Source organism: Halomicrobium sp. HArcel3 (assembly GCF_058933135.1).
On record NZ_JBZYDN010000004.1, the window covers coordinates 23,856 to 36,370 of the forward strand.

Annotated in this window: 15 protein-coding genes; 5 read left to right on the forward strand and 10 right to left on the reverse strand. The window is 67.0% G+C overall.

What is annotated here, in order from left to right; translation table 11 throughout:
• Positions 1-247: 247 nt before the first annotated feature.
• The 3 genes from AC5FRV_RS11830 to carA form a co-directional block, all read right to left on the reverse strand.
• Positions 248-1,930 (reverse strand): outer membrane protein assembly factor BamB family protein, encoded by a 1,683-nt coding sequence (locus AC5FRV_RS11830; RefSeq protein WP_493561297.1) that lies wholly within the window; start codon positions 1,928-1,930, stop codon positions 248-250.
• A gap of 108 nt (positions 1,931-2,038) precedes the next feature.
• A complete protein-coding gene (locus AC5FRV_RS11835) occupies positions 2,039-2,905 on the reverse strand; it encodes an amidohydrolase family protein (protein WP_493561298.1) in 867 nt (288 codons plus the stop codon).
• A gap of 74 nt (positions 2,906-2,979) precedes the next feature.
• The gene (gene carA / locus AC5FRV_RS11840) at positions 2,980-4,026 is read right to left on the reverse strand and encodes a glutamine-hydrolyzing carbamoyl-phosphate synthase small subunit (RefSeq protein WP_493561299.1); all 1,047 of its coding nucleotides are present in this window, start codon (positions 4,024-4,026) and stop codon (positions 2,980-2,982) included.
• Positions 4,027-4,128: 102 nt separating this feature from the next.
• Between carA and AC5FRV_RS11845 the strand changes: the two genes are divergently transcribed.
• A complete protein-coding gene (locus AC5FRV_RS11845) occupies positions 4,129-4,542 on the forward strand; it encodes an Lrp/AsnC family transcriptional regulator (RefSeq protein WP_493561300.1) in 414 nt (137 codons plus the stop codon).
• Between the two features lie 75 nt (positions 4,543-4,617).
• On the opposite strand, the gene AC5FRV_RS11850 is transcribed toward AC5FRV_RS11845, so the two are convergent.
• Positions 4,618-5,295 (reverse strand): DUF2270 domain-containing protein, encoded by a 678-nt coding sequence (locus AC5FRV_RS11850; protein ID WP_493561301.1) that lies wholly within the window; start codon positions 5,293-5,295, stop codon positions 4,618-4,620.
• 122 nt (positions 5,296-5,417) lie between these two features.
• Here AC5FRV_RS11850 and AC5FRV_RS11855 point away from each other — a divergent pair, with 122 nt between their 5' ends.
• Positions 5,418-6,341 (forward strand): mechanosensitive ion channel family protein, encoded by a 924-nt coding sequence (locus tag AC5FRV_RS11855; protein ID WP_493561302.1) that lies wholly within the window; start codon positions 5,418-5,420, stop codon positions 6,339-6,341.
• Positions 6,342-6,347: 6 nt separating this feature from the next.
• Here the strand turns inward: AC5FRV_RS11855 and AC5FRV_RS11860 are convergent, their stop codons facing one another.
• Positions 6,348-7,031, reverse strand: a complete 684-nt coding sequence (locus AC5FRV_RS11860; protein ID WP_493561303.1) for a PHP-associated domain-containing protein — start codon at positions 7,029-7,031, stop codon at positions 6,348-6,350.
• Positions 7,032-7,085: 54 nt separating this feature from the next.
• On the opposite strand from AC5FRV_RS11860, the gene AC5FRV_RS11865 reads away from it, so the two are divergent.
• Positions 7,086-8,009 (forward strand): diacylglycerol/lipid kinase family protein, encoded by a 924-nt coding sequence (locus tag AC5FRV_RS11865; RefSeq protein WP_493561304.1) that lies wholly within the window; start codon positions 7,086-7,088, stop codon positions 8,007-8,009.
• Between the two features lie 103 nt (positions 8,010-8,112).
• Complete coding sequence (locus AC5FRV_RS11870) at positions 8,113-8,676, forward strand: NUDIX hydrolase (RefSeq protein ID WP_493561611.1); 564 nt, start codon at positions 8,113-8,115, stop codon at positions 8,674-8,676.
• 177 nt (positions 8,677-8,853) lie between these two features.
• Here AC5FRV_RS11870 and AC5FRV_RS11875 read toward each other — a convergent pair whose 3' ends face one another.
• The 3 genes from AC5FRV_RS11875 to AC5FRV_RS11885 form a co-directional block, all read right to left on the reverse strand.
• Positions 8,854-9,231: a hypothetical protein gene (locus AC5FRV_RS11875; RefSeq protein ID WP_493561305.1), complete on the reverse strand. Its 378-nt coding sequence runs from the start codon at positions 9,229-9,231 to the stop codon at positions 8,854-8,856.
• Between the two features lie 323 nt (positions 9,232-9,554).
• Positions 9,555-9,848 carry a DUF7977 family protein gene (locus AC5FRV_RS11880; protein ID WP_493561306.1) on the reverse strand — a complete coding sequence of 98 codons (294 nt, stop codon included), beginning with the start codon at positions 9,846-9,848 and terminating at the stop codon, positions 9,555-9,557.
• Between the two features lie 296 nt (positions 9,849-10,144).
• The gene (locus AC5FRV_RS11885; protein WP_493561307.1) at positions 10,145-10,294 is read right to left on the reverse strand and encodes a hypothetical protein; all 150 of its coding nucleotides are present in this window, start codon (positions 10,292-10,294) and stop codon (positions 10,145-10,147) included.
• Positions 10,295-10,508: 214 nt separating this feature from the next.
• Between AC5FRV_RS11885 and AC5FRV_RS11890 the strand changes: the two genes are divergently transcribed.
• Positions 10,509-11,144, forward strand: a complete 636-nt coding sequence (locus tag AC5FRV_RS11890) for a MogA/MoaB family molybdenum cofactor biosynthesis protein (protein ID WP_493561308.1) — start codon at positions 10,509-10,511, stop codon at positions 11,142-11,144.
• A 79-nt stretch (positions 11,145-11,223) separates the two neighbouring features.
• Here the strand turns inward: AC5FRV_RS11890 and AC5FRV_RS11895 are convergent, their stop codons facing one another.
• Positions 11,224-11,544 carry a DUF7126 family protein gene (locus AC5FRV_RS11895; protein ID WP_493561309.1) on the reverse strand — a complete coding sequence of 107 codons (321 nt, stop codon included), beginning with the start codon at positions 11,542-11,544 and terminating at the stop codon, positions 11,224-11,226.
• Positions 11,541-12,458 (reverse strand): glutamine-hydrolyzing GMP synthase, encoded by a 918-nt coding sequence (guaA, locus tag AC5FRV_RS11900; RefSeq protein ID WP_493561310.1) that lies wholly within the window; start codon positions 12,456-12,458, stop codon positions 11,541-11,543. The genes AC5FRV_RS11895 and guaA overlap by 4 nt, the downstream gene beginning before the upstream one ends.
• Positions 12,459-12,515 lie beyond the last annotated feature (57 nt).

Here is a 12,515-nt window from a genome sequence, read left to right on the forward strand (position 1 = left end):
CAGGTCCGGGGATATTCTTTCCCGTTGTGGAGGGCAAAGCGCCCGCAAGCGACGGGTAACCTGGCCGTTCTGGTAACCAGCCGGAGCTACCGGGCAGCCATCCGCAGATCAGTCGACCGAGAGACGGTGAGTGAGCGCTTACCACCCGGCGAGTGCGTCAGACGCTCCCGACAGGGCGGTTCGCCCGTCGGTCCACTCGACGGCAAAAAACGGCGGTGCGAGGGTCGGTCGACGGGCGAGCGTGCCGTCAGCCGTTCGTGAGGGTCACCGATTCGGTGGCCGTCTCTCCGCCGTCGGTGGTCACCCGGAGCGTGACCGTCCGCGTCTGGCACGGTTCGACGGTCACCGTGACCGCCTCGCCGGACGCCTCGAAGGTGCCGTCGTCGTCGACGTCCCACTCGTAGGCGGTGAGGGTCCCGCGATTGACCGATGATTCGCTGGCGTTCAGGACGACGGTCTTGTTCTCGCCGAACTCCTCGGCAGGGTTCGATTCGGTCGTCGAGATCACCGCGTCCGGCGACGTGTCCTCCTCGTAGTGGCCGTCGGAGGGCGCTTTGGCCTCGTCAGGCGGGTCGGCGGACGCCGCCAGCACTTGCAGGTCCGCACTGGCGGCGCCCGGCATGGGGTCGCCGCTGTGCGACGGCAGGTACAGGGCGTCGTCGGTGACCGACGGGGCGAGCGTTCGGTGGTACGGGGAGTTACCCCAGGCGTCGGTCACGTACCCCCACTGCTGGGCCCCGGTGTCCGCGTCGACCGCGTACACCGCGACGCTCGGCGGCCGGTAGCGCTCGCCGGGTTCGTCCAGTTCGGATATCCCGGACCCACCGACGTACACCGTGTCGTTCGCGACCGTCGGGCCGCCGGTCAGGCGGCCCTCGGTCGGCTCGAACCGCCACGCCTCCGTCCCGGTGGCGGCGTCGAGGCGGACGAGTTCGCCCTCGTGGCCGGCGGTGACGTACACGCCACCGTCGGCGACCGCGGGCGGGTACACTTCGGCCGTGTCGGCCCTGATCGAGACGTTCCACAGCGTCGAGCCGTCGGCCGTCGCGTACGCGGCGACGTCGACCGATCCGTTCACTCCCTCGCCGACTGCGTATATCGCGTCGTCGGTGACCGCGGCCGGTCCGAGGACGGGTGCGTCGGTGCTCCAGGTCTTCTCTCCGCTGGCGGGCCGAGCGGCGAACAGTTCGCCGTCGTCGACGCCGTACACGATTCCGTCGGCGGCGCCGAGGATCCGGTCGCCCTCGACGGATCCGAGCGTCGCTCCGGAGTCGGGGTCCAGCGCGACGAGCGAACTGGTGTCGTTCGGCTCTGAAACTCTGGTCGCGTACAGTGTCCCGTCGGCGTGCACCGGTCCACTGGTCCATATCTGCGAGTCGTTGCGCACCCACTGGGTCTCGCCCGACTCCGCGTCGAGGGCGTAGAGTCCGCCAGCGCCGTCGGCTTCGCTCTCGTACGGGACGTTGTCGCGCACGGCCGCGGTCGCGACGTACGCCGTCCCGTCGACGACGGACGGTGCGCTCTCCAGACCACCCAGGCCGGTCCGCTGCCAGCGGATGTCTCCGTTCGCGACGTCGTAGGCCGCCACGGCCCCGGCGCGCCTGTCGATGTCGCTCGCCGTCACCGCGCCGAAGTACGCCGTGTCGCCGACGACGGTCGGTGCGGCGGGGGGTTTCCCGCTGAACGAGTCGTCCCACCGGACGGTTCCGTAGGGTTCGGGCCCGTCGGCCGTCGTCGCGCCGGTCCGGCCGGCGTCGGCGCGGTCGGTCGGCCAGGTCCCGTCGTCGGCGGTGGCGTTCGCCGCTGTCGCTCCGTCTTCCGGTTCGTCAGTCTGTGCGAGCGCGCTCGCGGGAAGCCCGGCGACGACTGCCGACGCCAGAACGGCGAGCGCGACTGTGACCATGATGGAGGTCCGTGCGTACCGTCTCATAGTGAATCTGCGACCGGGCATTGGTCGAGCGCGGGGACCCGGTCGTCGGGCACGCGTTGGCGTACCGGGCCTTTTCCTAATCGGATGATAAGGCGCTTAATACGAGAATTAGGCCCGGAGGTCGTCGAAGGTCCGGTGAGAGAGGTACGCCGCGTCGCGGGCGGAGAGGTAGTCAACTTCCTCGACCCAGGAGAGACACTCCTCCATCGTGGACGTACTGTCGAGCCACGGGTAGTCCGAACCGAGCATGAGTCGCTCCGGGCCGAACCACTCCAGGAGGTTCGTGACGTACCCCTCGACGTTCGCGTACGGCCAGGGCTCCCCCGACGTGCGGGGGATCGAACTCACCTTGACGTAGGCGTTGTCGCGCTCGGCCAGTGCCGCGAAGTCGGTCCACGGCGCTTCGTCGGGGTCGGTGTCCTCGTCCGGCCACGCCATGTGCTCGACGACGATGGGGAGGTCCGGGTGGGCGTCGGCGACGTCGGCCAGCAGTGAGAGCTGCTCGGGCTTCGGGAGGACGAAGACGGCCCCGTCCTGGGCGGCGAGTTCGTCGTACAGCGGGTCGAGTGCGTCGTCGGCAACCCAGTCCGCGTCGCGGTTCATCTCGCCCGGCGTCGGCCCGTACTCGAAGCAAGCGTGGAAGCGGACGCCGAGCATACGCTCGTGGCCCGTCACCCGCCGGACGTGGCGTCGCTGGTCCGCCTCGTCGCCGAAGTACTCCGCCACGCCGACGCCCCAGAGGCGGTCGGGGTGGGCCTCGATTGCCCGCAGCGTGTACTCGTTGGCCCGCTCGCCGCGGCCGTAGATGGACGTGGGCAAGAGGACGCCCTCGTCGACGTCGGCGGCGTCCATGTCGGCGGTCAGGTCGGTGTGGGTGTAGGGGCCCTCCCACTCCGGCGGCATGTCGGCGCTGTACCAGGGCAACTCGGCGGTGTCGTGACCCCACGCGTGGGTGTGTGTGTCGACGAGGCGCATACGGTACACGTGGGTCACGTGCCGTGAAAAGTGTACGCAAGAAGGAGACAGTCGGCCCGCGAAAAGACGAACTTTCAGTCCTCCGCCAGCGCCAGGACGTCGTCGAAGAAATCGAGCGAGTCGTTGGGCCCCGGATTCGCCTCGGGGTGGTACTGTCGCGTGATGATGTCCAGGTCGTCGTTCTCCAGGCCCTCCGGCGTGTCGTCGTTGACGTTGACCTGTGTGACGTCGAGCTTCTCGCCGGGGTCGGCCACGGTGTAGCCGTGGTTCTGGGTGGTCATGACGACGCGACCGGAGCGCAGATCGCGGACCGGCTGGTTGACGCCGCGGTGGCCGAACTCCATCTTCTCGGTCTCGCCGCCGAGCGCGTTGGCGACGACCTGCTGGCCGAGACAGATGCCGGCGAGGGGAACCTCGCCCACTTTCTGTTCGACGAGTTCGCCGGCGGCCTCGAAGTTCACCGGGTCGCCGGGACCGTTCGAGACGAACAGCAGGTCCGGGTCGACCGCCTCGACGTCGTCCCGGGTGGCGTCATAGGGGAAGACGTGGACGGTGGCCTCGCGCTCGACGAGCGAGGAGATGATCGACCCCTTCGCGCCGCAGTCGACGAGCGCGACGGTCGCACCGTCGCCGTCTTCGTTGTGGACCTCGACCTCGTCGACGCTGACCTGTTCGCCGATGGTCGTGTGGTCGGACATGTGCTTGCACTGGCGGAGCTGTTCGAGGGCCTCCTCCTCGCTCGCGTCCGGGCCGGCAGAGATGCCGCACTTCATCGCTCCTTCGTCGCGAATCTCGGTGACGATGTCGCGGGTGTCGAGGTGGTCGACGGCGGGGACGTCCTCCGATTCGAGCCACTCGGCGACGTCGTCGGTCAGTTCCCGGGCGACGGCGGCGCGCGGGTGGACGCGGTCGGACTCGAAGCGCTCCTCCCGGACGCCGTAGTTGCCGATCAGCGGGTACGAGAACGTGAGAATTTGTTCCTCGTAGGACGGGTCGGTCAGGCTCTCTTCGTAGCCCGTGTACGCGGTCGTGAACACGACTTCGCCACGCGCCTGGCCGGGTGCGCGCGAGCGTGCCTCCACGACGCGTTCGCCCTCCAGCGCGACGTATGCGTCAGCCATTACGAGATACGTACAGAGTTGCGGCGTATAAGGGTTGCTTTCGAAGCCGAGTTACGAATTTCGCAATCCTCAAGTACGGACCCCCGGTAGTATTCGACCTCGATGGACGACCTCGATCGGGAGATCCTGGATATCCTCCGCCGGGACTCGCGCACCCCGTACACGGAGATCGCCGACATCGTGGGAACCTCGGAGGGCACCGTCCGCAACCGCGTCGAGCGGTTGATGGACCAGGGCGTGATCGAACGCTTCACGATCGCTACGCAGACCGGGAACGTCAAAGCGATGATCGAAATCGGCGTCGACGTCAACGTCGACACCCAGGCGGTCTGCGACCGGGTGGCCGAGTGGCCCGAAGTAGACTTCGTCTGGCAGGTTTCCGGCGAGGACGACATCGTCCTCGTGGTCGACTGCGCCGACACGGAGGGCGTCAACGAGCTGATAACCCAGGCCCGGGAGCTCGACGACGTCGTGAGTACCAAGACGAGGCTGATTCTCGACGAACAGCTCGGGTGACAGACGCGGTCGGCCGCAGGGTGGGCGCGTCGGACGGCCTGGACGAACCCCGGAGCCGGCCGGCGACGGTCGCTCCTATTCCTGGAACTCCTGGACGCGGCCACCACGGGCAGAGTAGGCGGCGACGGCGATGACGGCGACGTAAAACACCACGACGACCGCAGTGACGACTTCGCCCGGTATCGTCAGGATCGACGCGGTCTGTCGCCACGGCTCCGACGCCTCGAAGACGGTGATACGCGCGATCCAGGCCGCGAGCAGGATCAGCAGGAGTGCGAGGTAGGATCGCCGGAGTCGGTGGGTGAGTGCCTGCTGGAAGCTCATCTCGAACCTGGGATTGCGGAGTTCGTCGCCGAGTTCCGTGCGCCAGTCCGACTCGGCCGTCGGGTCGGGCGAGTACATCTGCGCGAACAGGTCCTGCTGGAGGACCCGTACTCGATTCCGCCAGATGTCGTACTCCCGGTACCGCACCGCTTCCATCGTGAGAAACGCCGTGACGCCGAACACGCCGATGAGTATCACGTAGTGGGGATTGTCTGCACTGGAGAAGGCCCACGTCAGTATCGCACCGACGACCACGACGGCCCAGTTCGTGGTCTGGTCGAGGCGGCCACGCCAGGTCGCCATCCGGTCGACTTCCCCCCGGTAGAACTCGCCAGTCAGGCTCGCCACTGCGGACTCTCCCTCGGGTATTCTGTCGGCCGCCGCGCTGTCGGGGTTCGCCGTCGTCGCCTCCGAATCGTCTGTAACCATGCTTCGGTTCCCCGTTGGAACGCCACGACCAAAGATGACAGGAAAATAACTTGACTGTGGCCGGGCCACCGTTCGGCGTGCATCGGACAGAGGTTCTTGCCCCTGTAGCGACAAGTTAGGGCATGCAGTTCGGCCCCGACTTCCTCGTGGACGTCCTGGCGACCTACGCGAACCTGCTCCAGAACATCGTCGAGTTCGCCGTCATCGCACTCGGTCTCTACGTCGTCGGACGGGCGCTCGTCGAGACTGTCGGCCGGGTGGCGCTCCAGCGCTCGAAGTTCGACGAGACGATGGCCGACGGCGTGCTGAGTTTCCTCCGCCTCGCCGTGGTGTTGCTCGCCGTCGTCGTCGGGGCCAGCGCCGCCGACTTTCGGGGAGCGTTCGCCGGCTCGGCGCTCATCGCGGGCGGCGTGACGCTGGCCGTCGGCCTCGGCGCCCAGGACGTGCTCGGGAACTTCGTCGCCGGGGCCTTCCTCGTCCAGGACCCCGACGTCAACATCGGCGACCGGATCCGGTGGGAGGACGAGGAGGGGATCATCACCGGCATCGACCTGCGAGTGACCCGGGTTCGGACGCTCGACAACGAGATAATCGTCGTCCCGAACAGCGAGCTCTCGACGACCGTCGTCCGCAACCTCACCTCCCACAATCCCGTCGGCTTCTCTTACGAGTTCGCGGTCCAGCACGACGAGATCGACGAGGCCGTCGCCACTATCGAGACGGTCGCGGCGGAGTACGACGAACTCGTCGACGTGCCAGCTCCGACCGTCCGGGTGACCGACCTCCTCGAGTCCGAGGTCGTCGTCACCGCCAGAGCGTTCTTCCCCATCGAGAAGCGGTCACAGCGCTACCGGATCCGGACGACCTTTCTCCGGCGCGTCGTCCAGCGATGTCAGGAGAACGGCGTCGGCCTCAGCCAGTCGAGCCTCCAGGAGCTATCGGGTGAAGTCGGGGTCGACCCGGTCGCCGTCGACGAGGGGGGCCCAGCCGACAGTGACGAGACCGCGTATCGGTCGACCGACGAGGACCACCGCGATCCCGATTGACGGGAGTCACTGCGACCCCGACTGGCCTGGTGTCTTCTCCACGACGTGGCCCTTGAGCCGGTGAACTCGCCGATAGAGGTTGCGAAGCACCCGGTCGGTGAGGTGGTTCCGCACCGCCGGTTCCACGCGTCCGTCGCGGATGGCTTCGACGACGCTCCGGGGGGTCAGCCGCTCGGCGTCGACGAGGGTGACCGCGCGGCCGACTTCTATGGGGTAGTGCGCGTCGCTCCCGCCGACGAGCGGGAGTTCGCGCTGCCGGGCGAGCGATTCGACCCGCTCGACGTCGCCGGTGTGCTTGCCGTTGACCTCGACGGCGTCGAAGTCGGCGCTGCTCCCCGGCAACATGCTGTTCCGGAACGGGTGGGCCATGATCGCGGCGCAGTCGTGCTGGTGGGCCAGTTCGACGGCCTCGACCGGCGTCAGCCGCTCCGGGACGGTCGCCTCGGGCGGGTCGGGCCCCACGACCAGGAGGTGGCCCTCGGTCGTCGTTATCTCGATGCCGGGGACGACGACTGACCGGGCGGAGTCGGGCCGATAACAGTAGTCGTGGTTGGTGATCCCGAGTCCGTCGACGTCGCGACGGTGAGCGACTCCGTCGAGCAATCTGGCCCCGAGCGGGTCGAACGGCGTCGCTCGCGACCGGAAGCCGTGGAAGAACCGGGTGTGGGTGTGGAGGTCGACGACGTACACGGATATCATGACGGCGCAGACACACTTTTGCGTTCGGACTGCCTGGGTAGAGACGTGACCTCTCCGGTCGACGACCCACCGGGAACGCCCCGTCGGATACTCGTCCACAACCCCGCGTCCGGCGACGCCAGTCACGGCGACCAGATTCGCCGGCTCGCCGACGAACGGGGCTACGAAGTCCGCGAGACCGAGTCGGCCGAGGACATCGTCGAGAAGGCGGCGACCGCTGCTGCGGAGGCAGACGTCGTCGCTGCCGCCGGTGGCGACGGGACGCTGACCCGCACAGTCCGCGGCCTGGCCCGGGCCGACGCGTTCGAGGACACGCTCTTCGGCGTCGTCCCGGTCGGAACCGGCAACAACTTCGCGGGAAACGTCGGCGTAACCGGCATCGAACACGGCTTCGACGTGATCGACCACGGCGACCGGCGCCGGATAGACGTCGGCCTCGTCAACGAGACGCCGTTTCTGAACTCCGTCGTCGCCGGGTTGACGGCCGAGGCCAGCGCGGACACCGAACCCGAAGCCAAGGAGCGGTGGGGAACCCTGGCCTACGCGATGACGACGGCGGAGACGCTCCGGGAGTTCGACAACCTGCGACTCCGGATAGAACCGGACGACAGCGAACCACTGTCGTGTGAGGCCAAGATCGTGTTCGTCGGCAACGGCCGCGGTTTCCCGCGCACCGGCCGCACACAGGGAAACGTCGAGGACGGCCTGCTCGAGGTGGCCGTGATAGAGGACACGTCGACGCTGGACCTCATCGAGGAGTCGCTCCAGGCGGCGCTGGGCAACGACGCGGAACACGTCAGTCGGTTCGAGACGCGCCGGCTCGAAATCGAGCTGTCGGGCGAACCCGACGACATCAGCGTCGACGGAGAGATCCTCACCGAGTCCCAGCTCACCTTCGACGTCTGGGAACGGACGCTCTGGCTCCCCGTCGGGGATGCCTACGATCCGTCGCCCCAGGGATCGAGGTAACCCGCGTGGTACCCAGAGGGCTAAGTGGCCGACGTGAGAGGTGACCGTCATGAGTCGGAACGCAGTCGAAGGGAGTATGACCCCCGTCTCCGATGAGACACTCATGAGCGAGGACAGCACTGAGGAAGCCCACGCCAACGCCCTCCAGGACGTGGTAGCGGTCGACGAGAACGACGAACCGCAGGGAACGGTCAACCGACTCGACGCCCACACCGGCGACGGTATCCGGCACCGGGCGTTCACCGCGCTGCTGTTCGACGAGGACGACAACATCCTGCTGGCCCAGCGCGCGTTCGGCAAGCGCCTCTGGGACACGCACTGGGACGGTACCGTCGCCTCCCACCCCGTCGAGGGACAGAGTCAGGAAGCGGCCACGCGCGAGCGACTCGAGGAGGAGCTCGGCATCACTCCCGACCAGTACGACGACCTCCGGGTCACCGACAGGTTCGAGTACAAGCGCTACTACGAGAATGCGGGCCTCGAGTGGGAGGTCTGTGCCGTCCTCCAGGCCACGTTGCACGACACCACCCTCGACCCGGACCCCGAGGAGGTCGCTGGCCTCATGTGGGTCCCCTACGAGTATTTCAACGAGAACCCGAAGTACTACCGGCAACTCCGCCTGTGTCCCTGGTTCGAGATCGCCGCTCGCCGGGACACGAGCGAGTGATTCTCCGGTAACGACCGGTCATCGATTCCCGTCGCGGGCCCGAGCGCTGGCGACGAGCGACGGCTGACACGGTCGATCCGGAGGCCGTACTGACGGCTCCCGGCGGAGCGTCGATCCGCGAAAAACTGGCGGGTTTCGGTGCCTGGGAGGGCAGTTCGGGCAGAGCGGATCGCGAGGTTAGCTCGACTCGTTCGTCTCGTTTTCGTCTCCCATGGTCTCGTTTTCCTCGCCGAGGGTTTCGTTCTCGTCCATGGATTCGTTTTCGTCTCCCATTGTCTCGTTCTCCTCGCCGAGGGTTTCGTTCTCGTCCATGGACTCGTTTTCCTCGCCCAGGGTGTCGTTTTCGTCTCCCGTGCTCTCGTTCTCTTCGCCGAGGCCGACTTCGTCCTCCGTCTCCTCGTCCATGGTTGTCTCGGTCTCTTCGCCCATGCCGGCTTCCGTCTCGGTCTCTTCGCCGGCGCCCGCGTCAGTTTCGGTCCCGTCGCCGTCGTCACCGCCCGGTTCGCCACAGCCCGCGAGGCTGACGGTGGCTGCGGCGGCGGTCACTGTCTTCACGATTCGTCGTCTGGTGTAGTTATCGTTCGGCACGTTCGCATTCAGGGGGTCAATGGTCTTTGCAAAACGGCACTTAACATCTTTCCATTCGGATTACAGATTTTAACGCGTGTCGTTATTCGACGTCGGCGACGACGGCGTCTGAGCTCGCGGATTTAGGCACTCGCACTCGTTGATAATCTGACGTTATTTTTTAAGTCGTTTCGAATAGGGATCTGCAAAATTGCACGATCGGAATGGGGGCGGAGCTGACGGGACGAGACGAGTCACTCTGTGGTCGGACCGTTCCCAACGGCTCCGCCAGTGCGAACTGGCGGCGTCGCTCAGGCGCCTCGCGAACGCACTGCCGACCAGACGGCCACGCCGCCGAGGAGGAACGCTGGCAACAGCGGCAACACGAGATAGGCGTCCCGCAAGGAGAGGCCGAACGACGAGGCGTACCCCGGCAAGAGCAGGATCAGTCCCGGAACCACGAGGAACGAGAACGCGACGGTGGCGACGAGAACCCAGCCTCGCCAGTCGAACCGTCGGTCCGCGTCGGGCGCGGCCGGTTCGCCGCTGGGCCGGTGGACGTACCCGTCGTTGCCGTCGCCATCTTCCCGCCGGTCACCCGTCATCGGGCCGTCACCCCGCGGCCCGGATTCTCCGTCGTAATCCGAGGCACGAACTGTGGCCGAGCGCGCCAGACCCGCTGGCCTCGTTGCATACGCCCACGTGGGGGTAGCTGCTGGAAAACCCTAGCGGTTCATCGAGGTGGTTGTACGCTCGTCCCGGCGTCCGGCCGAACTGAGTGAGGCCGGGCTCGATAGACGAACGGAGTGAGACTGGGCTCGACGGTCGAGCAGCGCGAGTCCGTCGGCGTTCGACGTGGCCGGTGCCGTCGAACGTCGGTACAAAGTTACGACCACCACTATCAGGCGGGCCGCTCAGAGATGTTCTCCATGCTGACCCGATGGTCGGTCGCTGCGACGTGGTCGTTCTTCACGTCGAGAGCCTCGTCGCGGTCCTCGTACACCCCTTCCTCGGTACACTCGTGACAGACGAAGTGAAACCGTTCACCCATAACTGTTCGTGAAATACTAACACAATAATCGTTTTGATACGCCATTAACCAGCTTATCATCATGTTAATTCACTCGTGAGACGAAGTCCCGAGACTGTCGTACGGCGGACGACTGCTGCAGGGTGCGACGATACTGTCAGTAGGATACCGACGCCCTTCCTCGACAGTGCGACAGACACAGGAGGCTTTTCCGGGCGGGCGTTCACGATTCTCCATGGTCGATTTCCAGTCCCGCGACACGAACCGGGGTCGATCGACGACCGACGACGACGCCAGCGTCGACGGCCAGGGCGACGCCGACCCGGACGAGCCCGATTCGTCCGAAGAACCCGCGGCCGCCACCGCGGATCACGAGGAGACGACGGCGATTTCGGCGGCAGTCGTCAGCGTCTCGGACACGCGCACGCACGACGACGACCCGGGCGGCGAAGCCGTCGTCGACGCCTTCGAAGCCGCCGGCCACGACGTCGCCACCCGGGAAGTCCTGCGCACCGCCCACGACTCGGTCCAGCAGACCGTCGACACGCTCGTCCGGCGGGAGGACGTCACCGTCGTGGTGACGACGGGCGGAACCGGTGTGGGTCCCCGCGCGGTCACTATCGACGCAGTTCACCCGCTCATCGACAAGGGGCTGCCGGGCTTCGGCGAACTGTTCCGACGGCGGTACGCGGAGTCGGTGGGCACCGACGCCATCGGGACGCGGGCGACGGCCGGCATCGCGGAGACGACGCCTGTCTTCTGTCTCCCCGGTGACCCGGACGCCGCCCGGCTCGGCGTCAGTGAAATCGTCGTCGAGCAGGCCGAGCGGCTGGCCACGCTGGCGAGCGGTGACGACACGTCGGACGCGTAGTCCGGCGGGGTGCAACGCGACGATCCGAACGGCGAGAAAGCGAGGCGGATCGACCGGCGAAAAACGCCGTCGGCCGGCGTTACTCCAGTTCTTCCGCGACGGCGTCGGGACCCAGCAGGTTCGGGTCCACGACGAGGTCCGTCTGTCGGCTGGCGAAGTCGGGGAGCGAGCCCTCGGCGTACACGACGACGCGGAGGTCGTCCTCGAGGTCCTTGGCGACGGCGATGGACGTGGCCTGTTCGAGGTCGGTCAGGAGGTAGACGTCGGCGTCGTGGATGCCGGCCTCCTCCAGGCCGGGGCGGTTGCCGATCGGTGCGATCTGGACGTCGTGACCCTCGGCTTCGAGGGCGTCGGCGATGGCGCCCTCGTCGGCGCCGACGAGCGTGACTCGGAGCGTCATTCGTACTCGATCGTCGCCGGGGGCTTGTGGGTGACGTCGTAGAGGACGCGCGAGACGTTCTCGTTCTCACCGGTGATGCGGCTCTGGATGCGCTGGAGGGTGTCCCAGTCGACCTCCTGGGCGCGGGCGGTCATGCCGTCCCGCGATTCGACGGAGCGGACGGCGATGACCCAGCCGTGGACGCGGTTGTCGCCCTTGACGCCGGTGGCCTTGCCGATGACGGCCGCGAGCGCCTGCCAGGGGTCGTGCTCTTCCAGTTCCTCCTCGACGACGTGGTTCGCCTCGCGGGCGACTTCCAGTTTCTCCTCGGTGACCTCGCCGAGGATACGGACCGCGAGGCCGGGGCCGGGGAACGGCATTCGCTCGGAGATGATCTCCTCGAGGTCGAGTTCGCGGGCAACCTCGCGGACCTCGTCCTTGTAGAGGTCCCGCATCGGTTCGACGATGCCGTCGAAGTCGACGACCTCCGGGAGGCCACCGACGTTGTGGTGGGACTTGATCGTCCCCTCGCTCTCGATGCGGTCGGGGTAGATGGTCCCCTGGACGAGGTAGTCGGCGTCGACGTCTTTCGCGACCGTCTCGAACTCGCGGATGAACTGCTCGCCGATGGCGTGGCGCTTCGCCTCGGGGTCGGTGACGCCACCGAGGACCTCGAGGAAGCGGTCTTTGGCGTCGACGATGCGCAGCGAGTCCATGTAGTCGAACGTCTCGCGGATCTCCTCGGTCTCGCCCTTTCGCATGAGACCGGTGTCCACGTAGACGGGCGTCAGCTGGTCGCCGATGGCCTCGTAGGCCAGCGCGGCGGCCGTCGAGGAGTCGACGCCGCCGGACAGGGCGATGACGGCGTTCGCGTCGCCGACCGCGTCGCTTATCTCCGTAATCTTCTCGTCGATGAACTCGTCGACGTCGACCATCAGTGGCTCCCCTCCGCGGTGGTCGCCGAGAACGAAAGCTGGAGGAATGTACGCATA

Bases quoted from the DNA above. Each gene is read 5' to 3' on its own strand.
- AC5FRV_RS11830 (WP_493561297.1), bottom strand. From the start codon at position 1,930: ATGAGACGGTACGCACGGACCTCCATCATGGTCACAGTCGCGCTCGCC.
- AC5FRV_RS11850 (WP_493561301.1), bottom strand. From the start codon at position 5,295: ATGGTTACAGACGATTCGGAGGCGACGACGGCGAACCCCGACAGCGCG.
- guaA (WP_493561310.1), bottom strand. From the start codon at position 12,458: ATGGTCGACGTCGACGAGTTCATCGACGAGAAGATTACGGAGATAAGC.
- AC5FRV_RS11835 (WP_493561298.1), bottom strand. From the start codon at position 2,905: ATGCGCCTCGTCGACACACACACCCACGCGTGGGGTCACGACACCGCC.
- AC5FRV_RS11845 (WP_493561300.1), top strand. From the start codon at position 4,129: ATGGACGACCTCGATCGGGAGATCCTGGATATCCTCCGCCGGGACTCG.
- AC5FRV_RS11855 (WP_493561302.1), top strand. From the start codon at position 5,418: ATGCAGTTCGGCCCCGACTTCCTCGTGGACGTCCTGGCGACCTACGCG.
- AC5FRV_RS11870 (WP_493561611.1), top strand. From the start codon at position 8,113: ATGAGCGAGGACAGCACTGAGGAAGCCCACGCCAACGCCCTCCAGGAC.
- AC5FRV_RS11880 (WP_493561306.1), bottom strand. From the start codon at position 9,848: ATGACGGGTGACCGGCGGGAAGATGGCGACGGCAACGACGGGTACGTC.
- AC5FRV_RS11895 (WP_493561309.1), bottom strand. From the start codon at position 11,544: ATGACGCTCCGAGTCACGCTCGTCGGCGCCGACGAGGGCGCCATCGCC.
- AC5FRV_RS11890 (WP_493561308.1), top strand. From the start codon at position 10,509: ATGGTCGATTTCCAGTCCCGCGACACGAACCGGGGTCGATCGACGACC.
- AC5FRV_RS11885 (WP_493561307.1), bottom strand. From the start codon at position 10,294: ATGGGTGAACGGTTTCACTTCGTCTGTCACGAGTGTACCGAGGAAGGG.
- carA (WP_493561299.1), bottom strand. From the start codon at position 4,026: ATGGCTGACGCATACGTCGCGCTGGAGGGCGAACGCGTCGTGGAGGCA.